The sequence below is a fragment of the Xanthomonas sp. 3075 genome (assembly GCF_014197275.1).
In the GTDB taxonomy this organism is placed as follows: Bacteria; Pseudomonadota; Gammaproteobacteria; order Xanthomonadales; family Xanthomonadaceae; genus Xanthomonas; species Xanthomonas campestris_B.
In genome coordinates this window covers 235,054-257,713 of record NZ_JACIFI010000004.1, presented here as the reverse complement: position 1 = coordinate 257,713, position 22,660 = coordinate 235,054, and the positions used below count along the sequence as shown (strand labels likewise).

17 protein-coding genes are annotated in these 22,660 nt (G+C 65.5%); 6 read left to right on the top strand and 11 right to left on the bottom strand.

Annotated features, from left to right (window positions below; all coding sequences use genetic code 11):
• Positions 1–391: 391 nt before the first annotated feature.
• The gene (locus GGR62_RS06090) at positions 392–1,237 is read left to right on the top strand and encodes a trypsin-like serine protease (protein ID WP_184407018.1); all 846 of its coding nucleotides are present in this window, start codon (positions 392–394) and stop codon (positions 1,235–1,237) included.
• A 230-nt stretch (positions 1,238–1,467) separates the two neighbouring features.
• On the opposite strand, the gene GGR62_RS06085 is transcribed toward GGR62_RS06090, so the two are convergent.
• The 5 genes from GGR62_RS06085 to lexA form a co-directional block, all read right to left on the bottom strand.
• Entirely contained in the window at positions 1,468–2,286 is an 819-nt protein-coding gene (locus GGR62_RS06085) for an HDOD domain-containing protein (RefSeq protein WP_184407039.1), read from the bottom strand.
• Positions 2,287–2,593: 307 nt separating this feature from the next.
• Positions 2,594–5,845, bottom strand: coding sequence for an error-prone DNA polymerase (locus GGR62_RS06080; RefSeq protein ID WP_184407017.1), 3,252 nt, complete (start codon positions 5,843–5,845; stop codon positions 2,594–2,596).
• Between the two features lie 152 nt (positions 5,846–5,997).
• Positions 5,998–7,416, bottom strand: coding sequence for a DNA polymerase Y family protein (locus GGR62_RS06075; protein ID WP_184407016.1), 1,419 nt, complete (start codon positions 7,414–7,416; stop codon positions 5,998–6,000).
• A 7-nt stretch (positions 7,417–7,423) separates the two neighbouring features.
• Positions 7,424–8,077: a translesion DNA synthesis-associated protein ImuA gene (imuA, locus tag GGR62_RS06070; protein ID WP_184407015.1), complete on the bottom strand. Its 654-nt coding sequence runs from the start codon at positions 8,075–8,077 to the stop codon at positions 7,424–7,426.
• A gap of 1 nt (position 8,078) precedes the next feature.
• Complete coding sequence (lexA, locus tag GGR62_RS06065) at positions 8,079–8,684, bottom strand: transcriptional repressor LexA (protein ID WP_184407014.1); 606 nt, start codon at positions 8,682–8,684, stop codon at positions 8,079–8,081.
• 150 nt (positions 8,685–8,834) lie between these two features.
• Here lexA and GGR62_RS06060 point away from each other — a divergent pair, with 150 nt between their 5' ends.
• Positions 8,835–9,056, top strand: a complete 222-nt coding sequence (locus tag GGR62_RS06060) for an AbrB/MazE/SpoVT family DNA-binding domain-containing protein (RefSeq protein WP_184407013.1) — start codon at positions 8,835–8,837, stop codon at positions 9,054–9,056.
• A 9-nt stretch (positions 9,057–9,065) separates the two neighbouring features.
• The gene (locus GGR62_RS06055) at positions 9,066–9,491 is read left to right on the top strand and encodes a type II toxin-antitoxin system death-on-curing family toxin (RefSeq protein WP_184407012.1); all 426 of its coding nucleotides are present in this window, start codon (positions 9,066–9,068) and stop codon (positions 9,489–9,491) included.
• A gap of 112 nt (positions 9,492–9,603) precedes the next feature.
• Here the strand turns inward: GGR62_RS06055 and GGR62_RS06050 are convergent, their stop codons facing one another.
• The 5 genes from GGR62_RS06050 to GGR62_RS06030 form a co-directional block, all read right to left on the bottom strand.
• A complete protein-coding gene (locus GGR62_RS06050) occupies positions 9,604–10,908 on the bottom strand; it encodes a jacalin-like lectin (RefSeq protein WP_184407011.1) in 1,305 nt (434 codons plus the stop codon).
• A 110-nt stretch (positions 10,909–11,018) separates the two neighbouring features.
• Positions 11,019–12,344 carry a histidine-type phosphatase gene (locus tag GGR62_RS06045; RefSeq protein ID WP_260286818.1) on the bottom strand — a complete coding sequence of 442 codons (1,326 nt, stop codon included), beginning with the start codon at positions 12,342–12,344 and terminating at the stop codon, positions 11,019–11,021.
• Between the two features lie 293 nt (positions 12,345–12,637).
• Positions 12,638–15,538, bottom strand: coding sequence for a TonB-dependent receptor (locus GGR62_RS06040; protein WP_184407009.1), 2,901 nt, complete (start codon positions 15,536–15,538; stop codon positions 12,638–12,640).
• A 350-nt stretch (positions 15,539–15,888) separates the two neighbouring features.
• Positions 15,889–16,992, bottom strand: coding sequence for a FecR domain-containing protein (locus GGR62_RS06035; RefSeq protein ID WP_326520240.1), 1,104 nt, complete (start codon positions 16,990–16,992; stop codon positions 15,889–15,891).
• Positions 16,989–17,513: an RNA polymerase sigma factor gene (locus GGR62_RS06030; RefSeq protein WP_184407008.1), complete on the bottom strand. Its 525-nt coding sequence runs from the start codon at positions 17,511–17,513 to the stop codon at positions 16,989–16,991. Before GGR62_RS06030 ends, GGR62_RS06035 begins: the two co-directional genes overlap by 4 nt.
• Before the next feature lie 278 nt (positions 17,514–17,791).
• Here GGR62_RS06030 and GGR62_RS06025 point away from each other — a divergent pair, with 278 nt between their 5' ends.
• The 3 genes from GGR62_RS06025 to GGR62_RS06015 are packed head-to-tail and all read left to right on the top strand — an operon-like array spanning position 17,792 to position 21,722.
• Positions 17,792–18,367: a 2Fe-2S iron-sulfur cluster-binding protein gene (locus GGR62_RS06025; protein ID WP_184407007.1), complete on the top strand. Its 576-nt coding sequence runs from the start codon at positions 17,792–17,794 to the stop codon at positions 18,365–18,367.
• Positions 18,340–19,428: a xanthine dehydrogenase family protein subunit M gene (locus tag GGR62_RS06020; protein WP_184407006.1), complete on the top strand. Its 1,089-nt coding sequence runs from the start codon at positions 18,340–18,342 to the stop codon at positions 19,426–19,428. Before GGR62_RS06025 ends, GGR62_RS06020 begins: the two co-directional genes overlap by 28 nt.
• Positions 19,425–21,722: a xanthine dehydrogenase family protein molybdopterin-binding subunit gene (locus GGR62_RS06015; protein ID WP_184407005.1), complete on the top strand. Its 2,298-nt coding sequence runs from the start codon at positions 19,425–19,427 to the stop codon at positions 21,720–21,722. The genes GGR62_RS06020 and GGR62_RS06015 overlap by 4 nt, the downstream gene beginning before the upstream one ends.
• Positions 21,723–21,915: 193 nt before the next feature.
• On the opposite strand, the gene GGR62_RS06010 is transcribed toward GGR62_RS06015, so the two are convergent.
• Positions 21,916–22,659 carry an FCD domain-containing protein gene (locus tag GGR62_RS06010; protein WP_184407004.1) on the bottom strand — a complete coding sequence of 248 codons (744 nt, stop codon included), beginning with the start codon at positions 22,657–22,659 and terminating at the stop codon, positions 21,916–21,918.
• Position 22,660 lies beyond the last annotated feature (1 nt).

Here is a 22,660-nt window from a genome sequence, read left to right as displayed (position 1 = left end):
GCTGTGGCCGATTGACTCCGTAGAAGACGCGAGCGCACTAACTCGAGGGGTGGGTTGTCGACCTGGCATGGCGAGTTGGAATCCAGTTCCGGAGAGTCGCCAGCCCTTTCCCTCAAGTGGCCCGGAAACGTTATCGCTCATCGCCTTCGGCGCACTGCGCCTCCCGTTGCGGCAGGCGACTGCCTTGACCTTGTCTTCAACCCAGAACGGCAGTGGAGCGAGGGGACAAGCGCAAGGGCTTTTGAGTCTTGGTTTCCGGGGTTTCGTCGCCTCCCACTTCGCTTGGTCAGACGCGGGTTTCAGTTTGAAAACTGCACCGCTATCTTGCGGAAGCATTCACGGCACGTTGCGGACGCGACATCCGTTCGACGGATCAAGGGAGTGGTAGCACATGGGTCGCTGGCTTTTTCTTGCTTTTATCAGCCTGTCATTTGCGGCGAAAGGCGTTGTTATCCGGGGCGATGTTGACGATTCGAAATATCGGATCGATGGCTCAGAATTTCCGGCACTGGCCGACCTGCCAGGCGAAGGGCATGGTGTTCTCATCGCGCCGAGATGGGTCGTCACCGCCGCTCACGCGGCTCCCATGGAAGGCACGGCTGCAGAGGTGACTGTCAATGGGAATGCCTACAAAGTTGCGCACGTCGTGGTCCACCCCGGCTACAGGCCACTGCCGGATGCGCTAGCGCAGCAAGCCCTGAGGTCCGGCGACCCGTCCAAGATTCATGCCTTTCTAGCGAACTCGGACGACATCGCCTTGATCGAACTGGAATCGCCGGTAGAGCAGGTTGCACCAGTGATGCTTTATCGCGGCAGTGACGAAGTCACCCAAGTCGCCATGCTGGTCGGGAAAGGGGCTACCGGCAACGGCGACCACGGGCAGCTTCCCGACAGTCCGCATCGTGGCGTGCTGAGGCGGGCCTACAACGTCATCACCGGAGCCAATGTCCGTTACCTGTGGTATCGATTCGATCCCCCCACGCATGGCCTGTCTCTGGAGGGCATGCTTGGAAGCGGCGACAGCGGTGGCCCAGTCGTTGTGCGGGTCCAGAGCGCTTGGCAACTCGTCGGGTTAGCGTCTTGGATCTCTGCGGTTCCGGAGCACGCCCTGGAGGCTGGCTTCTATGGTCAGATGGCATACAACGTCCGTGTATCGCGATACATCGCTTGGATCGATAACGCGATGTGCGCGGCAGATGGCACTTGCGCCGAGCCTCGCCAGCGCCTGGACCACTGAGGCGCCCGCAGCCATCGCTCACACGGCCACTTCCGGCTATCAACAGACGCGCAGGCAGCAGCGACACGCGACCTTCCAACATACCGCGTCGGCACCAGCTCGCGCCGCGCTGCCAACTGCATCGACAACTGACCTGGCGGCTACTTCACATCGCCAGGCCGCTGGCAGCAGATCCGCACCACGAGAGCGGTACCGGTCATCGCCCATTCGGTGACCGGTACCGCAACTACTCAATGAAGTAACTCGGCGAACGCGCGATCGGCTTCGATGACATCCGGCAGCGCCGCGAACAGCGCATCCAGATCCACGCCATCCATCAACGGCCCACGTACCGCCTCCTGTGCCGCCGCAGTGTCGCCGCCATGCGTGTGCAGCACGTCGGACACCTGCACTGCCTGCGCAACCAGCAGCGGCATGCGCGCACCGTCCGGCGCGGCGGCGGGCCGGACCTGATAGGCGATCGCTTCCTGGATGACCGCTGGCAACTGCCAGCGACGCACCAGCTCGGCACCGACTTCGGGATACCCAAATCCCAGCTGGAGGGTTTCTTCGGCGGCGTGGGCGGCAGAGGAGCTTTCGTGATTGATGCGGCTGGCGTAGTCCGGTGCGCCGGACTGGATCAGCAGTTCGCCGATGTTGTGCATCATGCCGCAGGTAAATGCAGTCTCTGGATCGAGCCCGTGCTGGCGCGCCAGCAAGCGGCAGATGCCGGCCACCTCGAAACTGTGCCGCCAGAAGGCCTTGAGATCGAAACCCGGGCCGGCGCGGAACGCTCCGGTCATTGCCGACGCCAGCACCAGGGTGCGCAGCGTGTTGAAGCCCAGCCGCATGGCCGCGTCTTCCACGCTGGTGGAATCGCGCAGGCCGTGGAAGCGTGCCGAATTCGCCAGCCGCAATACCTTGGCGGCAATGACCGGATCGCGCTCGATGCTGTGCGCCAGCACGTCGATGTTGGTTGCCGGATCGTCGAACCGGGCAATCAGCTCCTGCGCCACCTTGGGCACGGTGGGCAAGGTGTGCAACTGATCGAACAACGCCTCCAACTTCATGGTCGCCTCACGGGTGAAGAAATAGGCCAGCGCGGCCGCGCCGGCCTGCATGGTGTAGCACAGACCGGTTGACTGCCGGTGGCAGATGGCAGGCCTTATTCACCCGCGCTTGTGGGTCATCGCCTGCAGCCCCGTACAGTGCGCTTCCACCGAAGACGCGACGAGGCGGCGGCTTTACGGCATCGCCCTCTGTCGAGCGTGGTGCGTTGCGCAGCGCCATCGAACCGAACTGCTGCGCGACAAGGCCTACGTCACGGCGTGGGCGCACCAGGGAGCACGCCGACACGCTTGCTGCGCCCCCTGTACCTCAATGGAAATCGCGCGAGGGCAGCTGCATCTCGCCGAGCAGGTCGCTGAGATCATGTAGATCGCCGGCGATGAGATGCTCCACGCCGTCCACGCGTTCCCAGCGCCCGCGTACCGCCAGCAGGCGCGATTCCAGCAGTGCGCGGCGACGGCGCAGCGCCAGGTGCGACCAGACGATGACGTTGATCATGCCGTGTTCGTCTTCCAGGGTGACGAAGATGGTGCCCTTGGCGGTGGCCGGGCGCTGGCGCTGGGTGACCAGGCCGGCGACATGCACGCCGCTGCCGTGACGGCGGCCTTGCAACTCATGCAGGCCCAGGATGCGTCGCTGCCGCATCTGCGGGCGCAGCAATGCCATCGGATGCTGGCGCAGACTCAGACCGACAGAGCGGTAGTCGGCCAGGATGTCTTCGCCCGCACGTGGCGCTGCAAACTCCACCGCGCGCTCTTGCGGGCTGCCCGGCAACAGCGGGCGGCGCGCTTCCACGCCGGCCATGGCCCAGCGCGCGGCATTGCGGTTGCCCACCATGCCCTGCAAGGCGCCGGCCTCGGCCAACGCCAGGCGCGCTTTCTCGTCGAGCGCCGCGCGCAGGCATAGATCGCCGATATCGGCGAAGGCGCGTTGCGCGCGCGCGGCGACGATGCGGTTTGCCACCACTTCCGATAATCCAGCGACCTGACGCATGCCCAGACGGATCGCCGGTTGTTCGCCAGGGTCTTCGTCGCTGTGCCACGGCCGGCCACCGACCAGCGCGTTGTCCCAGCCGCTATGCAGCACATCCACCGGCAACACCTCCACGCGCGCGCGCTCGGGACTGCCGCGCCGCGCGTCCTGCACGATCTGGCTGGCCGAGTAGAAGCCCATCGGCTGCGCATTGAGCAGTCCGCAGGCAAATGCCGCCGGCTCGTGGCGCTTGAGCCAGCAGCTGGCGTAGACAAGTTTGGCGAACGAGGCGGCATGGCTTTGCGGGAACCCGTAGGAGCCGAAGCCCTTGATCTGTTCGAAGATCTGGTCGATGAAGGTGGAGGCGTAGCCTTTGCCCTGCATGCGCTCGCGCACCCGCGCGCGGTGCTGCTCCATATCGCCGCCGCGACGCCAGGCGGCCATCGACCTGCGCAGGTTATCGGCTTCGCTTTCGGTGTAATCGGCGGCATGCATCAGCAGCTCCATCACCTGTTCCTGGAACAACGGCACACCCAGGGTCGGCTTGAGGATGTCTTCCACTTCCGCCGATGGATAGTTGACCTCTTCGCGGCCCTGTCGCCGGCGCAGATACGGATGCACCATGTCGCCCTGGATCGGACCAGGCCGCACGATCGCCACCTCGATCACCAGGTCGTAGAACACCGCAGGCTTGAGCCGCGGCAACATCGCCATCTGTGCGCGCGACTCGATCTGGAACACGCCCACCGTGTCGGCACGCTGGATCATCTTGTAGGTTGCGGCATCCTCGCCCGGCAGCGTGGCGATGCTGTAATCGCGCCCACGGTGCCCGCGCACCAAGTCCAGCGTCTTGCGGATGCAGGTGAGCATGCCCAGCGCCAGGCAATCGACCTTGAGCAGCTTCATGGTTTCCAGATCGTCCTTGTCCCACTGGATGATGGTGCGGTTGGCCATTGCCGCGTTTTCCACCGGCACCAGCATCGATAACGGCTCATCGGAAATCACGAAGCCGCCGACATGCTGCGACAGATGGCGCGGGTGATCGCGCAAGTGCTCGGTGACTGCAAGAATCTTGTTGATCAGCGGGTTGGCCAGATCGAACCCGGCTTCTTCGATGCGCTGCTCCATCGGCGTGTCGCCATTGCCCCAGCCATAACAATTGGCCAGTAATGCGATCTGGTCCGGCGGCAGGCCGAACGCCTTGGCCACGTCGCGTACCGCGCTTTTGCCGCGATAACAGATCACCGTCGCCGCCAGCGCCGCACGTTCACGACCATACTTGCTGTAGACGTACTGCAGCACCTCCTCCCGGCGTTCGTGTTCGAAATCGACGTCGATGTCCGGTGGCTCGTCGCGTTTTTCGGATAGAAATCTTGCCATCAGCAAACGGGTTTCATCCGGATTGACTGCGGTGATACCAAGCGCATAACACACCGCCGAATTGGCCGACGAACCGCGCCCCTGGCAAAGGATGTGCTGCGAGCGCGCGAATCGCACCACGTCTTGCACGGTGAGAAAGAAGGCCTCGTACTGTTTGAGCGCGATCAGCGCCAATTCCTTTTCGATGTCGGCGCGTACCTTTGCCGGCGTTCCATTGGGCCACCGCTCACGCATGCCCGTTTCGGTGAGCTGTCGCAGATAACTCGCCGGCGTATGTCCTTCCGGCACCAGTTCGCGCGGATAGGTGTATTCAAGCTTGGAAATATCGAAGGTGCAGCGCTGCGCCAACTCGACGGCCGCCTGCAACAACGCATCCGGGTAGATGTTGCCCAAGGCCCGCCGCGTGCGCAGATGGCGCTCGCCGTTACGGAACAGGTGCGCGCCGCACTCGGCCAATGGCAAGGTATGGCGGATGGCGGTCAAGGTGTCCTGCACGATGCGCTCGCGCCGCTGCGCCATATGCACATCGCCGCTGGCCAGTGCGCTCATGCCCAGCTGTTGCGCCAGCAGTTGCAAGGCAAGCAGCCGTGCCGCATCGTCCTGCTCGCGATGCAGTTCCACCGCCAGGAAGGCGCGCTCGCCGAACACATGCTGCAACCAGGCGCCCTGCTCGACCTGCGGCTGCGCACCGGGCAACCACACCGCGAACACGCCCGGTGCAACATCGCGAAACTGCGCTTCCACCTCGGGACGCCCCAGCCGATACGCGCCCTTGCTCGCCGCACGCCGCGCGGTGGTGATCAGCGCGCACAACTGCGGATAACCCTGCGCGTTTTCCACCAGCAGTACCAAGCGGGTGCCATCGACCAAGGTGAATTCGCTGCCGACGATCAGGCGCACGCCGGTGGCGCGCGCCGCTTCCAGGCCACGCACGATGCCCGCCAGCGAGCATTCGTCGGTGATGGCCAGTGCGCTGTAGCCGCAGTGTTGCGCACGCGCGAACAACTGCTCGGCACTGGAGGCGCCACGCAGGAACGAGAAGTCCGACAGGCAATGCAGCTCGGCATACGCAGGCAAGCCCTCGCTGACCGCCGCATGGGCAATGTCGTCATTGGCCGCACGCAGGCGTGTTGCCACGTTCCAGGCGCGCGGCATGCGTCCACCGGGCGTATCGCGGTCCACGCCGTCGGTGGCGTCATCCCAGCTCATGGACGCATCTCTTCAACCTCGCGTTGCCGGCAAAATGTTCGGCCGATCACCTCGTTGCAGCTGCGCCTTCGCTGCGTGGCATCGAGCGCGTGCGCCACCGCTGCGATGACCAGCCCGGCAAGCAGTCCGATGCTGCGTGGGCATGCGCCGGATCATGCAAACCACCCATGCAACATCCAGCCATCCACACGACCGGGCGCGGCGAACGCCCAGCCGCGTCGGCCGCGTGCGGTTTCCACCACGTAATAGTCGCGACGTGCCTCGTCGTCGTCCCACCAGCCGCTTTCCAGCCGCTCCGGGCCGGAGATGATGCGCAGCTGCGTCGCGTGCAACGGCACCGGTTGCGGCAACAGCCAGGTCGGGCGCGGAGGACGCGGTGGCGCAGCGGTTTCGCGTATGGCGTCGCCGATGGCACGCCGCCAGGCGCGTTCGGGCCGCGGGTCGTCGGCCGGCAGCACGCGGTATACCGCGTCATCGCCCAGCCGCGCGCGCAAGCGCTCACGCAGCTGCGGCCACTCCACCGATTGCTGCGCACGTTGGTCGAACAGATCGCGCATGGCCGGCACGAACGGCGGCAACTGCCGCGCCAGCAGGCGCATCGCCACCACCGGCCGTGGGATCTCCACCCGCTCCAGCCGGTTGCGCGCAAGCTCGAACAACAGCGTCGGCGCACGCTCCGGCGTCAGCAGGCCGATCTCGACATCGGTAGCGCCTTGTTCGTGTTCCAGCCGCAGCAAGAAACGTTGCACGCCGCCATCGCGGATGGAGAGGTAGGTGCACAGATCACCGATCAGACGCCGCAGCGGGAACAGCAATGCCGGATGCATTTCCACCTCGTAGCCAAGCTCCACACGCTGGTCGAAGTGGTCTGGTGGTGCATAACACTCCAGGGGGTCGTCGACCTGGCCGTAGAGGCGGTCCAGATGCTCGAGCAGGCCGGCACCAAACCGCCGGCGCAGCCCGTCGCGCGGCAACGCACGTACCGCAGCGAGCGTGCGCACGCCCATGTGTTGCAGACGCTCGCCGACATCGCCCGGCAATGCCGCGCGGCGTACCGGCACCTTGTCGAGCGTGGTGTGCAAGGCCGGCAACTGCGTCACCACCATGCCATCGCGCAGCCCGGCCAGCACGCGCGCGGCGCGTGGTGTAGGTGCCAGTGCAAGCCGGTGCTGGAAGCCTAGCGCCTGCAGCTCATCGCGCAGACGGCGCTCGAAACGCGGCCACGGACCGAACAACCGAAAACTGGCACCCGCTTCCAGCACGATGGCGCGCGACCATTGCTGGCTCACCAACGAACTGTGCCGGTATGCCCAGGCTGCGAGAAACCGCTGCGTCCGCGCCTCGTTCTGCGGGTCGTAATCGATGGTGCGTACTTGCGCCATCAAGGCATGCGCGGCCGACAGCCGAATGCCGGCTTTCAACCCTGCATCTGCTGCCGCTGCATTGACCGAATGCAGGCTGCGTAACTGCGCCGGCCCTTCCACCAATACCAGCGGTGCGTCCGGCTCTTCCAGACGCCGAAGGACGGCGTCCAGCGCCAGCTGCGGCAGCAAGATGCAGGCCCACAACATGCGCGCCTCAATGCGCCAGCCGCAACGGCTGCGAAGGCACCTGGCCGCCGCGGCACTTGCGCACCTGCCAGGCATCGCGCTCGGGCAGAAATTCCAGCCGCAACGCCGCCGGCGATGCGTTGACCGCATGCTTGCGATCGCGCAATGCGAACGCGCAGCAGTTGCCGCTGTCGGCGGCGACTTGCAGCCGCCGCAAGGCGCGCGCATCGCCGGTCTGCGGCCAGCCCAATACCGCCGCGCAGGCACCGCTGCGCAGGCATTGTTCGAACGCCCACAAGGCGTCGCGCGGTTCGGCCTGTACCACTTCCAGATGTTCCAGCACCACCCCGCCCGCCTGCCAGGCCGGTGCGTAAGGAATGCAGGGCGGGGCCACCAGCACCACCCGGCTACTGGCGCTGGTCATGCGCGCCAGCGTGGGCAGTAGCAAGGCGATCTCGCCCACACCGTGCGCGGGCAGCAGCAACTCGGTGAGCGCACGCCGTGGCCAGCCACCATCGGGCAGCAGCGCATCCAATGCGGGATGCCCGGTGGATTCGCCGCCGTTGGCCACAGCGGTGCCCTGCCCCGCCCGCCACACCGTGCGTGCGGCCAGCAAGGCATCCAGCGGCAAGGCCACTGCTGCGTTGCCGTCCTGCCTGATGCGCGCGGGCTCCTGGCTCATCTCAGCCCTGCCGGATCAGACCGCAGTACAGCCCTTCGATCGCGAAGTCGGCATCGGCCGCCACCACGATCGGCGCATGCGCGCGATTGCGCGGCAGCAGGCGGATGCGCGCGTCGCCGCGTTCCAGGCGTTTGATGGTGATCTCCCCATCCACCCGCGCCACCACGATCTGCCCATTGCGCGCGTCGTTGCTGCGATGCACGCCGACCAGGTCGCCATCCAGAATGCCGTCGTCAATCATCGAGTCGCCTTGCACCTGCAGCAGATAGTCCGGGCGCAGCGAGAACAGCGTGCGGTCCAGCCAGAGTTGGCGATCCAGGCCGATATCCGCGCCGATCGGCACACCGGCCGCCACCCGACCCAACACCGGCAAGGCCAGCAACGCATCGCGCGCGGCCCCGCCCGGCATGCGGATGCCACGCTTCTGATTGGGCTGCAGCTCGATCAACCCGGCCTCGGCCAGCGCCTGCACATGCTTTTGCGCGGCATTGCGCGAGGCAAAGCCGAACGCCTGCGCAATCTCGGCCAGGCTGGGCGACACCCCGGCCTGGGCCTGCTGCTGCAGGAAGGCCAGCACCGCAGCACGTTTGGGGGACAAGGACGTCATGGAAGACGGGGACCACGTGGACAAGGTGTACATTTGTACACTTATCGGTCGCAGCAGGCGAGATTGGCTTGCTGAGTCGCTCAGCCATGGCCAGCTTGCGACCATCCGGCCAAGGAGTTATAACTTACGTAATAACGCGAGAGATCCGCAATGAAGCTCAAGATCACTGCCATCGGCAATTCCGCCGGCGTCATCCTGCCCAAGGAACTGCTCGCTCGCCTACGCCTGGGCAAGGGCGACGAACTCTATGCGCTGGAAACGCCCGACGGCATCAAGCTCACCGCGTTCGACCCGACCCTGGCCGCGCAGATGGAGGTGGCCGAGCAGGTGATGCGCAACCGCCGCGCGTTGCTGCACAAGCTGGCGCAATAGGGCGCGACCATGATCATCTGGATCGAACGGCCACTCGTCCTGGCCATCCACGATCGTCAATTGGCCGAACATGGCGGCGGAAGTGGCGTGCGCGACGACGCCCTGCTCGACGCGGCGCTTGCCAGACCAAAACAACTGCTGTCCTACGGCGAGCCACCACCGGACCTGGCTGCGTTAGCGGCCAGTCTTGCCTATGGGTTGGCCCGCAATCATCCGTTTGTCGACGGCAACAAACGCACTGCGGCGGTCGCCTGCGAAACCTTCATCGTACTCAACGGTGCGACCTTGCTGGCCGATGATCTGGAGCTCTACGGCTTCTACATCGGCCTGGCCGATGGCTCACTCGATGAGACAGCGTGCGCCGCGTGGCTGCGCCCGCGCCTGCAATTGCGATATCAGGACCGCGTGCACGAATCAGCGGCAACGTACGGGTGATTCGTTCGTCAGAACAATTCCACGCAATGGCCATCCATGGCCAGACATCACTGCCTAACGCTCTTACCGAAAACGGCGCGCGAGCTGCGTGGCGGTCAGCGAGCTTCCGCGCTCAGTCCTTCGCATACACCACACCCAACTTGTCGATCTCATCACCGGCGCGGCCGGTGAACCCGGCGATATGCCAGCCGCTGGGCGCAGTCAGCGTATAGCGCTCGCTGCCCGGGGTCCCCACCTGCACGCTGCGGCCGGTGTTGGTGCGCAGGCTCAGCGAAAACACGCGGGTGCGGTCGTTGTACTTGCCCACACTGACGGTGGCCGAAGACAGCGTTTCGTTGGCGCCCAGCGACAAGGTCGTCGCCTGCCCGCCGCTGCCGCCATGCGCCAGCAGTTTGCCGCTGTCCAGGATCACACCCACGCCATCCAGGCGCGCACCGCCGCGCAAGGTCACGCCACTGAGCGAGCGGCCTCCGGGATTGCCGGCGAGGTCATTGAACGGAATACCGTGCGGGCCGCCGAACTGGTCGCTGGTGCGCAGTTGATCGCCCACCGCCCAACCGAACTGCGCAGACACCGGATAATGATCGGACAAGGGCTTGCCGGCGCTGTCGTAGAAGCCGCCGCCATCGAGCTGATAGCGATTGGCCACCAGGGTCAGTTGCGGTGCATCGCGGTACAACATCTTGTCGACCACCTCGCAGCTATTGGTGGGCGGCGTGCCGCAGAGCAGCGGCGCAGCGCCGGCCGCCGGTGCGCTGCCCTTGATCAATTCCACCCACGCATCGGTGAGCCCATTGGAGGCGATCAGCTCGCGAATGTTGTCGTCGCTGCGGGTGTAGCGCGTGTTGGAATCCATCATCACCAGCACCGCGTTACCGGCCGACCAGGTCTGGATGAACTGCGAGAGCTGGCCGATATTGGCACGCCGTGCGGACAGATCGCCCGCTTCGACACCGGCATTGGGGTGCGCGTTGTAGACGTCCAGCAACACGCCATCGGCCAGGCGTAGACGCATGTAACTGAAACCCTTCGGGGTCAGGCAGTCGGTACCGTTGCACTGATTCCACTTGACCCGCGTGAAGTCGCTGAAGGGATAGTTGCTGAGCGTGTTGAGCCCGTCGCCGAACGCGGCACCACCACTGGTGGCAGTGCGGTACGGATGCGCGTCGCCTGCGTACAGCGTGGCGTGGTAGTTGAAGTCTTCCTGCACATGGACCAGGCCATAAGTTGCCAGTTTTGGTGCCAGCAGTGCGGTGTTGGTGGCCGGCGTTCCGCTTGACAGCCCTTCGGGCAGGCCGGCGATGTTGTAGGTCAGCACGTCGAGCACGCCGACGTCTGTCTGCGCCTGCGCAGTGCTGGCACAGGCAAGGCTTAGCGCGATTCCGAAACTGACGAGCGTGCGTAGATGCGGGAGCATGAATCACCTCTTGCAGTGAAAGGAAAAACGGCTGGCACGGCGGCCAGAAAAGCGGCGTCCACGACGCCGATGCGACCACGTGCGCCGGCCATCGGCCGGCGCGCGCAGCGTCATTCGCTCAGGTAATGCGGGTCGATCGCCGCATCGATCACTGTCGCCAAGGTCGGTAGCGGGCAGTCGTACTCCGGCGTGGCATTGCTGCAGCCGGGAATGAACACCGGCGAGGATGGCGGTGGCGCCTGCAGTGTCAGCGTGCGGCGTTCGCGCAGTTGCGCCAGGGTCTGCGCGGTGTAGCGCAAGCGGATCACGCGTTGCCCGTCGGCACGCCGCCAGCGCTCGAACACCAGCGCACCACCGGGTACGGTCTGGTCGGGCTGATACCCCGGCAGCTGCCAATGCAGATCGAGCATGCCGGCCAGCAAGGTCAGCGTGCCGTCGTGACCGGACAGCACCACCAGCCGTGCACCCCCACCGATTGGCGTGGCGTGCGCTGCATTGGCGTTTGCACTGCGGTTGGTGTCGCTGCCTTGCTGCAAGGTTGCCAACAACCGCGCCGCCAATGGCGAACTGGCCATCCGCGCCACCGTCGGCGCACGCAGGCGCAATGCGAACTCGGCCTGGTGCGGTGCGAACGCGCGCAGCAGGCTGGCTTCGTCCAGGCCTTGCCAACCCAGTGCGGCAAAGTCCTGGCCGTCGGCCCAGCCCATCAGCAGGCTCTCGCTGATGCCCGATGCGGCCGATGCCGGGCCTTCGACTCCGGCGATGCCGTCATGTGCATCGCCCATGCGTGCGGGCACTGCATCCAGACGCTGCTTGCCGGCACCGGCCTGCGCCGGGCACGGCCGTTGCGCGCACTGCAACAGCAGTTGCTGCAGGGTGTCGATCGCATCGTGTTGCGCCGCATTCCAGGCCGCGACATCGCCGCCGACGCGGCCGGCGATGGCCGCGCGCATCAAGTCGACGGCGGCGGGTTGGCGCAATGCCGGCGCGCCATCGAACAGCGGGTCGGACGCGCCATCGGCAACGTGGTGCACCGTGTTCGTGCACCCCGGCGTGAGCGTGCTTGCCAGCGCCTGTGCCGAGGCGATGGTGCGCTGGGTACGGTTGGCCCAGTAATACACCTTGTCGCAACCATCGCCATCGAACAGGCCGAGCGGTGCGTAACGGGCGCGGTAATAACTGCCGAACAGCGCTTCCAGGCGTGCACCGTTCGCGGTCAGGTGCCCGGCCGGCACATCGAAGCGCGGCCAGGTGCGCAAGGAGTAGCGACCCAATTGTTCCGGGCTGGACATCGCTGCACGCACGCCGTGGCGTTTGAGAACCACGACTTTTTCAAGTGTCTCCGGCGCTGTAGCGGCATCGGCTGCTTGCAACGAGGCAACGACGGCAATGATAGAAACAACACATGCGAAACAGATACGACTGAGTGATGACATGAAGATGGTCTCAAAACGTGGTGCATGCACTGCACGACGCGATACGTCGCAACGTGCAGTTGGCAACAGCGCCATCGCGGGCGCTGTCGCCATTGCAGATGGCACCTTGCAGACAGACGCCCGGTAGCGGCATTGGCTGCAGCCAGAAAAGTGGAGCGGCGATCTACTCAACTGCACAGTTGTCAGGCGGGCGTGGCCGATGCTGGAGCGGCGTGTACCACTCCTCCACTCAGATTCTGAGCGCGCCGTCCGTACCCACCTGACAACCGCTCGCCAGGTGGTCTCAGCTACTCTCAAAAGCGCGCGCGCAGCCCCACCGACCAGGTACGGCCGTAATCGGTATAGCCACCGAACAGGTGATCGCCGACGAACTGGCGTTGCACTTCGCCGGTGAGGTTGATCGCGTTGACGAACACCGACAGCGTGTCGTTGACCTTGTAGGCCACGTTGGCATCCAGGCTGCCGAACTTGTCGCTGTTGAGCGTGGCCACATTGGCGGTGCCGACGGCATTGAGAATGTCGTCGCTCCAGCTGTAACTGACGCGCGCCATCAGCGGGCCCTTCTCGTAGAACAGCACGGCGTTGTAGGTATTCTTGGCCACGCCTTCAAGGCTGTCGGTGAAGCTGCTGTTGCCGTCGTGGTAGGTCGCCTTGCTGTCGGTCCAGGTGTAGTTGAGCTGCATGCCCAGGCCATCCAGCGGCGACGGCAAACCGGTAAACACCTGCTGGTAGGCCACCTCCGCGCCCTGCACCATCGCCTTGCTGCCGTTGGTCTTGGACGACAGCAGATAGGTCTGGCCTTCGTAGACCAGGTTGGACATCTGGGTCTGGATGAAGCTGGAAATATCCTTGTAGAACACCCCGCCGGTCAGCGCCGAGGTGCCATCGATATACCACTCGAAGGTCAGGTCGTACTGCCATGCTTCGAACGGCTGCAGCGCGGGATTGCCGCCGCTGGCGGTGAGGATTTCGCCGCTGGAATTGAAGGTGAGCTTGGACGACAGATCGGTGAGGTCCGGGCGTGTGATGACCTTCGCTGCGGAGGTCCGCAGCACCATGTCATCGCGCACATCCCAGGCCGCGTTGAACGAGGGCAGCACGTTGGTGTAGCTGCGCTCGAAATGCACCGGCTGCGCCGTGCCGTTGACGTCGGCATGACCATCGGTGGCCTGCTCGGTGCGCACCACGCGCGCACCGAGGTTGCCGCGCAGCTCGCGGCCGGCCAGCTCGGTACCGAAATTGGTCATGGCGTAGGCCGAGGCGATCTTCTCCTGCACCTCATAGGAATTCTGCAAGTCCGCGCTGTTGGGCGTATTGCGCAGATCCGCGCTGGTCGGCCAATTACCCCAGAACGTGGATTCGATCGGCGCCAGCCACTGTCGCGGCATGTTGCCGTTGGCGTCGGCCAGCATGTCGCTCACCGGCAATGCGGTGAAGTTGCTGGCCGGGAAGCGCACCCCGGCGATGCTGTTGAGCAGCAGGTCGGCGCGGTCATAGGTGCGCGAGCGCTGGCGATACTTGGCGCCCACCTTGAAGTCGCGGAAGAAGCTGCCGTCGAGCGCACGCTTGGCATCGAACTGCAGTGCGTCTTCCTTGTCGCGTGCATCGATCTCGCGCCATTCCAGCCGGCGTCCTGCCACGGTGGCCGGGTTGGTCGGATCGAAGCCGTTGGTGAAGCTCCAGTCCGGCACGTTCTCGCCATCGGCCTGCGGCATGTCCACACGCATCGACAGGTTGGTGCCGCTGCGCAGGCGCGTGCGGCGGATCGGATCCGAATCGTAGCTGTGCGCCTGCGAGTGGAAGGCCACTGCGCCGAGCGTCCACTGGTCGCCGCTCCAGGTGCTGGACAGGCGTGCACTGCGATTGTCGTCGGTGATGCCGGAGGTTTCGCGCGAGATCTGCACCTGGCCGTTGCGATAATCGAAGCCGGTGATACCGCCGTTTTCCACGCGCAGATTGCTCAGCTTGGCCAGGCTGTCGAAACCGACACCCATGCTGTATTCGTCGTAATGCACGGTCTGCTTGGCGTAGAGCAGATCCAGATTGGTCTCCCACGCCGCGCTCGGCTTCCACTGCAGCGAGGCCGCCACGCCGGTGCGTTCGCGCTCTTCCAGTTCCAGCGTCGGGCGCAGGCCGGTCGGCACGTAAGTGGCGCCGGGCACGCCGGGCACGCCGTTGCGGTAGTAATCCCAGCTCACCTCGTTGACGCGGTCCTGGCGCAAGCTGCGTTGCGCATACGCGCCGGAAATCAGCATGCCGAAGGTACCTTCGGCATTGACCCAATTGAACAGGCCGGAAACGCGCGGATCGTTGGCCTGGGTGCGCTGGGCCTGGCTCGATTCCAGCGATACGTTGGTCAGCGTCTTGCCCAGTTCCAGCGGGCGGAACGTGCGCACATTGACGATGCCACCGATGGCGCCTTCGTCCAGATCGGCGGTGGGACTCTTGATCACGTCCAGGCCGGAGACCAGTTCGGCCGGCAGCGTGTCGTAGCGGAACTGGCGCCCGGTCTGGCCGGAGGTGCGCACGTTCTCGTTGACCGCCATGGTCTGGCCGTTGAGCGTGGTGACCTGGAAGTTCGGGCCCAGACCGCGCACGCGCACGTACACGCCTTCGCCGCGGTCGCGCACGATCGACACGCCGGGCACGCGCTGCAGCGCCTCGGCCACGTTCTGCGCCGGCAGCTTGCCGATATCCTCTGCGGCGATCACATCCACCACGCTGTCGGCGTAGCGCTTCTGGCGCAACGCAGCGCTGAGGCTACCGGCATAACTGCCGAGTACCTGGATGCTGTCCAGCTCCTGCACCGGTGCGTCTGCGCGCGGTGCTGGCGCATTCGCCACTGCCGCCGACGTCGGGGACACCTGAGGCTGCGCACCAGCCGGGTCCTGGGCCGTCTCGATGGTCACCGTGGTCGGGTTGAGGTAGCGATAACGCAGGCCGGTGCCGGCAAGCAATTGCTGCAAGGCCTGCTCCGGCGCGAGACCGGCGCTGGTGGCGCGGGTCTGCGGGTTGCCGGCAACACCTGCGGCATACACGAATTGCAGGCCGGTCTGACGCGACAAGGCGTTGAGTGCACGCGCCAACGGCTGGGCGGGAATTGCATCGACCGACACTGCCACGGGCGTGGTCTGGGCACCGGCAGTACCGGCATGCAAGGCAAGAGCAATCGAAAGAACCAACGTACGGCGCATCGTGGAATCCAGTAGGGGGAGGAAGCAATGCGCAGCACCACCCACGGGTGGGAATGCTGCGTTGTACCCGGACTACGAGGGACGACAGCGACGATCGGGCACCGTTTTTTGATGAATTTTCTGTGACACGTGCGCAGTGGTGGCACGCGCAGGTAAGCAAGCGGACGACGTTGCGGGCGCGATGCGGGCGCATCAGCAGGCGCGTGCGCGGCTATCCAGTCTTGAGAGCTGCATGGCTGATTCCGGCGCGCGGCGTGCGCACCACGCCGCCCAGCCGTACGCACCTGTGCCCGGTATGTCACCCGGGCAGCCACGGCACCGACCGGCGCACCAGACCCCCGCCGCTGTCGTCAGTGCGCAGCGGCGCCCTGCACCGGCCGGCTGCTCACGCGCAATACGCCCGGCGCATCGACCACGTGCAGGTTGGGTTGGTCGTCGAGAAACGCGCGCAGCGAGGCGACATCGTCGCCGCGCAGGTTACCGGTGAGCCGCAACGCGCCGGCGGCGGCATCGTCGATGAGCAGGCGGGTGCGATTGAGTCGATTGAAATCCTCGGCCACGGTGGTCAGCGGTGCATCGCGGAACACGATGCGCCGCTGCCACCACGCGTGCATGGCAGCGACATCCTCGTTGGACACGTCGACCCGGCCGGACGCCGCGTCGATCCGTGCGCTCTGCCCGGCGCCCAGGTTCGCCAGCATCGGCTGCTGCTTGCGGTCATCGCGCCACACGTGCACGCGGCCCTCGGTGACCTCGATGCGTGCCTGCTGCCGATACAAGGCGATATCGAAGGTGGTGCCGATATCTTCCACACGCAGGTGGCCCGCATACACCTGCAACCGACGGCGGTCCGGGGCCACTTCAAAGCTGGCCTGACCCTGCAGCAATTGCAGGCGGCGGCTCCACGGCGTCATGGTCGCGCGCACGCTGCTGAGCGCATTCAGATGCACCACGCTGCGATCGGCCAGTTGCACGCGGCGCTGCTCGCCATGCGCGGTGGCATAGGTCTGCGTGCGCGGCCATGCCCAGCCGGTCAAGACCGCCACGCCGCACAGCGCCGCCGCAAGGCCCAGGCTCCAACCGCGTACACGCGCACTGCGCTGGCCATCGTTGCGGCCCGGCGGCGCCGCATGTCTAGGCTGTTGTGGTTGTGGTTGCGGCAATCGCAACGGCAACGGCAACGCGATCACATTGCGCGAGGCTGCAACCGCACGCATGCGGCGATCGCCATCGAGCAAGGCATCCACATCCAGCGCCATGCCACGCAACGCATCGCCCAGCTCGCCAGCCACGCGCAGCACGGCCATGTATTCGCGCACATGCAGCGGCGATGCGGTCAGCCATTGCATGAAGCTGGCTTGCTGCTGTGCGTCCAGCGCCTGCATGCGCTGCAGTGCATGCCAGTGCGCGGCCTCGCCGGCGGCGCTGCGGGCGGCCCAGATGCGCGTACTCACCAGCTGTCTCCGCTGTCGGCAACTGCCTGCCTGCACGCCGACAACCCACGTACCACATGTTTCTTGACCATATGCGCAGACACGCCCATGCGCTCGGCGATCTGCTTGTAGCTGAGGCCATCGCGGTACTGCATCACCAGCACCGCGCAGGTGCGCTCCGGCAAGGTGGCCAGCAAGGCCTGCAGACGTTGCTGGCGCTGCTGACGGTGCGCGGCGTCCTCCACATCCTCGGCCGCGGCCAGCAATTGCGAAAACTGCTCCATCTCTTCGATCTGCAACGGCGCCTGCTTGCGGCGCGCCGCCTGCTCGCGCGCCAGATTCAGCGCCACCGTGTACAGATAGGCTTCCGGGTTGGCGATTCCTTCGCCCTGGTCCTGCTGCGCGCGCAACAGGCGCAGATAGGTTTCCTGCACCAGGTCCTCGGCGTCCTCCTTGGCGCCGCGGCGCACGAAGAAACCGCGCAGCACGGATCCGTGCTGCGTGAACACCTGCGTCCACGCGCGGGTGGCATTGGCTTTCATCGTGCGCGCTCCCCTTGCGCTGGGCGCGATAGCCTGGCCAATTCAGGTGACACCACGATGACGCGCAATGCACGCACCTGCACTGCAGGCCGCTGCGTTGCGCAAGCCATTGCCCATTGCACGCCACCGCGATGCAGCTGAGCGAGCGCCACAGCACTGCTATTGGCGTGCGCAAGCGCGATCGAGCATCTCTATATCTACACCGTACCTACACCGCACCTTGACCCAACGCGCGTCAAGGTGAGGCCCTTCCTCTCAGCCATCGCCACGGGGTTCGCATGAATGCCACGCCCGCCACTGCCGATCACACGGCGCCGGCAACCGCTACCGCTGCGCCGACCTATCCGGTCACCCTGCGCATCAACGCTCAGCCATACAAACTGCAACTGGAAGCCTGGGTCAGCCTGCTCGATCTATTGCGCGACCGGCTCGATCTCACCGGCACCAAGAAGGGCTGCGACCACGGCCAGTGCGGCGCCTGCACCGTGCTGGTCGATGGACGCCGGATCAACAGCTGCCTGACGCTTGCGGTCATGCAGGACGGTGCCGAGATCACCACCGTCGAAGGCCTGGCCGACGGCGACCAGCTGCATCCCTTGCAACGCGCGTTCATCGAAAAAGACGCCTTCCAGTGCGGCTATTGCACGCCCGGGCAGTTGTGTTCGGCAGTGGGCCTGCTCAACGAAGGCAAGGCACACGACCGCGACCAGGTGCGCGAGTTGATGAGTGGCAATCTGTGCCGCTGCGGCGCCTACCCGCAGATCACCGATGCGGTGATGCAGGTCATGGGCAAGCCCAGCGACAGCAGCCAGAGCGCCGCCACAGCGTGGACGCCCGGGACGGTGCCGGCATGATTCCGCTCAGCTATACGCGCCCCGATAGCGTCGATGCGACGCTCACCGCACTGGCGATACGCGGCAACGACCCGCACCCGCTGCCTGTCGAAGCTCCCGTGCGCCTGATCGCCGGTGGCACCAACCTCACTGACCTGATGAAGCTGCAGCTGATGCGGCCCAGCCGCCTGGTCGATATCAATCGGCTGCCGCTGGACAGCATCACCACCCAGCCCGATGGCGGGCTGCGCCTGGGCGCGCTCGCGCGCAATGCCGACACCGCTTATCACCCGGACGTGGAAACGCGTTACCCCTTGCTGAGCGCGGCGATTCTGGCCGGTGCCTCGCCGCAGATCCGCAATATGGCCAGCAATGGCGGCAATCTGCTGCAGCGTACGCGCTGCCTGTATTTCTACGACCACGCCACCCCGTGCAACAAGCGTGCGCCCGGTACCGGCTGCTCGGCCATCGGCGGGCTCACCACGTACAACGCCATTCTCGGCGCCAGCGCGCAGTGCATCGCCACGCATCCATCGGACATGTGCGTCGCATTGGCCGCATTGGACGCGGTGGTGCACGTGCAGGGCCCCGATGGCGAGCGTGACATCGCGTTTGCGCAATTCCATCGTCTGCCCGGCGAACACCCGGAACGGGACAGCACCTTGGCCCCGGACGAGCTGATCGTGCATATCGACCTGCCCGATGCGCAGCGCTTCGTCGCACACAGCGCCTACCTGAAAATCCGCGAGCGTCTGTCGTACGCCTTCGCGCTGGTGTCGGTGGCCGCAGCACTGGATCTGGCCGACGACGGCAGCATCCGCGAGGTGCGCGTCGCACTGGGCGGCGTGGCCCACAAACCGTGGCGTAATCCCCACGCCGAAGCGCAGTTGGTGGGCAAGCCGGCCACCGCAGACAGTTTCGGCATCCTGGCCGATGCGCTGCTGCAAGGTGCGCAGCCGCAGGGCAAGAACGCGTTCAAGATTCCGCTGGCACGCCGCAGCATCGTGCGCGCACTGAGCGTTGCCCGCGAGGGCACCATCGACAACCGCGGGCATACCAGCGCGCTGGAGCAAGCGCCATGAATGCACGCAGCACCGATGTGCCCGACAACGAGCTGACCCCGCCGGTTGCCGACAGCGGCACCGGCTATCGCCCCACCGGCACCGGCGTCACCCGCATCGACGGGCGTGCCAAGGTCACCGGCCAGGCGCGCTATGCCGCCGAATGGCCGGTGCCGGATCTGGCCTATGGCGTGGTGGTCAACAGCAGCATTGCCAAGGGCGAGATCGTCGCCTTCCATCTCGCCGCCGCGCGTGCAGTGCCCGGCGTGCTGGAAATCGTCACCCATGAAAACCGCCCGCATATGCGCGGCATGGACCTGTTCTACAAGGACATGACCGCACCTGCCGGTTCGCCGTTCCGCCCCTTGTACGACAACAAGATCCTGTACAGCGGCCAGCCGATTGCCCTGGTCGTTGCCGACACCTTCGAAGCGGCGCGCCATGCGGCGCATCTGGTGGAGGTGGAACTGTTGCAGGACCCGCACGACACCAACCTGATGACCAACCTGGACCGTGCGCACAAGCCCAAGGCCATGAAGGCCGGTTTCTCTCCGCCGCCCAAGGACAAGGGCAAACCGGACACCGCGTTCGCCGATGCTGCCGTGCAGATCCAGGCCGAGTATTACAGCGGTGTGGAGCACCACAATCCGATGGAGTTGTTCGCCTCCACCGTGATCCGCAACGCCGATGGTCACTTCACCATCTACGACAAGACCCAGGGCTCGCAGAACAGCCGTTGGTATGTATCGCACGTGTTCGGTTTGAGCAAACGCAAGGTCACCGTGCGCAATCCGTATGTCGGCGGTGCGTTTGGCTCGGGGCTGCGGCCGCAGTATCAATTGCCGCTTGCGGTGATGGCTTCGATCCTGCTCGACCGCTCGGTGCGGGTGGTGCTGACGCGGCAACAGATGTTCACTTTCGGCCATCGCCCGGAGACATTGCAGCGGCTCAAGCTCGGTGCAGACCGCGACGGCACCTTGCGTGCGATCTGGCACGAAGCCATTGCCGAAACCTCACGCATCGAAGATTACGTCGAGGTAGTCGTCAACTGGAGCGGGCAGTTGTATGCCTGCGACAACGTGCATCTGGGCTACAACCTGGTGCGCCTGGATCAGTTCAGCCCCATGGACATGCGCGCACCCGGCGCCGCACACGGCGTGCATGCGCTGGAAGTGGCGATGGACGAGCTGTCCTATGCGCTCGGCATGGATCCACTGGCGCTACGTTTGAAGAACTACGCCGAGGTCAATCCGGCAGACGACAAGCCCTATTCCACCAAGGCGCTGCGCGCGTGCTACGCGCAAGGTGCCGAGCGTTTCGGCTGGGCGCAGCGCCCGTTGCAACCGCGTGCGCGCAAGGAAGGCAATGAATGGGTCGGCTGGGGCATGGCCAGCGGGCAATGGGATGCGATGCAGATGTTTGCGCGCGCCCACGCCGTGCTGCATGCCGACGGTCGGCTGGTGGTGAGCAGCGCCGCCAGCGACATCGGCACCGGCACCTATACGGTGATGGCGATGATCGCAGCCGAAGCGCTGGGCCTGCCGCTGGAACAGGTCACCTTCCAGCTTGGCGATTCGACCCTGCCGGTTGCACCGATCGAAGGCGGCTCATCGCATGTGACCACGGTGGGCTCGGCGGTGGATGGCGCTTGCGCGAAGCTGCGCGCCCGGCTGCTGCGGCTGGCCCAGTCCTTACCGAATTCGTGCTTTACCAAGGCCAAGCTGGACGAGGTGGTCTTCGCCGATGGCACGCTGGCATTGCGCACCGATGCCGGCACCACCATCGCCTTGACCGAGCTGCTGCGTGCCGCTCAGCTGGAACAGATCGAAGACAAGTTCCTGCTATTGCCCAACGTGCTCAAGCAACGCAAATACACCCGCGCCACCCACGGTGCGGTGTTCGTGGAAGTGCGCGTGGACGAAGAACTGGGTACGGTGCGGGTGACGCGCGTGGTCAGCGCGGTGGCCGCCGGGCGCATCCTCAACCCGATCACCGCACGCAGCCAGATCGTGGGCGGCGTGGTCTGGGGCATCGGCCAGGCGCTGCACGAACATACCCAGTCCGATCACCGTTTCGGCCGTTTCATGAATCACGATTTTGCGATGTACCACGTCTCGGCCAACGCCGACATCCACGACATCGATGTGATCTTTGCCGACGAGGACGACCGCATCGTCAGCAGCCTGGGCGCGAAGGGCGTGGGCGAAATCGGGCTGGTCGGTGTTTCGGCGGCGATCTGCAATGCGATCTTCCATGCCACCGGAAAACGCATCCGCAGCACGCCGATGACGCCGGACAAGGTGATGGCGGACTGACGCCACTGCACTGCAGGCGCGTGCCGTAGCGGATGGAGCCATCTGCCTGACGGCGGACGTGCTGCAGCGACATGCCGCTGCAGCACGTTATTCACGTTGAAGTGTGTGTCCTCCGAAGGATCGATCGTCAGCGGCACAAAAACGTGTCGCGCTGGCGGTCGACGCGTCTCGTCTCACCGAACATTGCACGCACTCAGGTGCGCGTTGCCGCCATGAAGTGCGCACGGTCCTGCTGGGTGCGGCGGCGGATTTCCGCCAGTGCGTCGTTCTCGGTGGCTTCCAGCATGGATTCGAACAGGCGCTGGAAGTGGTTGCGCATCGCCGTGCGGGCCGCCACCGGGTCACGTTGCTGCAGGGCCTGCAGGATGGCGGTGTGCTCGTCCACGCGGGTGGCGCCGTCGTCGTGGCAGACCCGCGCGTACACCTCGCGCACGCGCGGCAATTCATTGCGCATGCGCCAGATCAACTGCACGCAATGCGCCACCACCGGGTTGCCGCTGATCCGCGCAATCGCCAAGTGAAACGCGCGGTCGTATTCGCCAGCGGCCGCATCGCTCAGGCCCGGTGCGGACAGCGCCTGGATCATGCCGCGCAGTTCGTCCAGCTCCGCATCGGTGATATGGCTGGCCGCCAGTGCGGCCGCCTCCGCCTCGATCACCGCGCGCGCGGCGGTCAGCTCGAACGCGCTGACATCCGGCAATGCGCCCTCGTCCGAGGCCAGGCGTGGCTTGACGTACACGCCCGAGCCGATCTTGATCACGATGCGGCCCTGCGCCTCCAGCGCGATCTCGGCCTCGCGCACGGTCACGCGGCTGACGCCGAAGCGCTCGGCCAACTCGCGCTCGCCCGGCAGGCGCGAGCCGACCGGGAACTCGCCCGTGTCGATCAGCGCGCGGATCTTGGCGGCAACGGAGTGGTACAGGCGGTTTTCGGACATC

Bases quoted from the DNA above. Each gene is read 5' to 3' on its own strand.
- GGR62_RS06090 (WP_184407018.1), top strand. From the start codon at position 392: ATGGGTCGCTGGCTTTTTCTTGCTTTTATCAGCCTGTCATTTGCGGCG.
- GGR62_RS06085 (WP_184407039.1), bottom strand. From the start codon at position 2,286: ATGAAGTTGGAGGCGTTGTTCGATCAGTTGCACACCTTGCCCACCGTG.
- GGR62_RS06080 (WP_184407017.1), bottom strand. From the start codon at position 5,845: ATGAGCTGGGATGACGCCACCGACGGCGTGGACCGCGATACGCCCGGT.
- GGR62_RS06075 (WP_184407016.1), bottom strand. From the start codon at position 7,416: ATGTTGTGGGCCTGCATCTTGCTGCCGCAGCTGGCGCTGGACGCCGTC.
- imuA (WP_184407015.1), bottom strand. From the start codon at position 8,077: ATGAGCCAGGAGCCCGCGCGCATCAGGCAGGACGGCAACGCAGCAGTG.
- lexA (WP_184407014.1), bottom strand. From the start codon at position 8,684: ATGACGTCCTTGTCCCCCAAACGTGCTGCGGTGCTGGCCTTCCTGCAG.
- GGR62_RS06060 (WP_184407013.1), top strand. From the start codon at position 8,835: ATGAAGCTCAAGATCACTGCCATCGGCAATTCCGCCGGCGTCATCCTG.
- GGR62_RS06055 (WP_184407012.1), top strand. From the start codon at position 9,066: ATGATCATCTGGATCGAACGGCCACTCGTCCTGGCCATCCACGATCGT.
- GGR62_RS06050 (WP_184407011.1), bottom strand. From the start codon at position 10,908: ATGCTCCCGCATCTACGCACGCTCGTCAGTTTCGGAATCGCGCTAAGC.
- GGR62_RS06045 (WP_260286818.1), bottom strand. From the start codon at position 12,344: ATGTCATCACTCAGTCGTATCTGTTTCGCATGTGTTGTTTCTATCATT.
- GGR62_RS06040 (WP_184407009.1), bottom strand. From the start codon at position 15,538: ATGCGCCGTACGTTGGTTCTTTCGATTGCTCTTGCCTTGCATGCCGGT.
- GGR62_RS06030 (WP_184407008.1), bottom strand. From the start codon at position 17,513: ATGAAAGCCAATGCCACCCGCGCGTGGACGCAGGTGTTCACGCAGCAC.
- GGR62_RS06025 (WP_184407007.1), top strand. From the start codon at position 17,792: ATGAATGCCACGCCCGCCACTGCCGATCACACGGCGCCGGCAACCGCT.
- GGR62_RS06015 (WP_184407005.1), top strand. From the start codon at position 19,425: ATGAATGCACGCAGCACCGATGTGCCCGACAACGAGCTGACCCCGCCG.
- GGR62_RS06010 (WP_184407004.1), bottom strand. From the start codon at position 22,659: ATGTCCGAAAACCGCCTGTACCACTCCGTTGCCGCCAAGATCCGCGCG.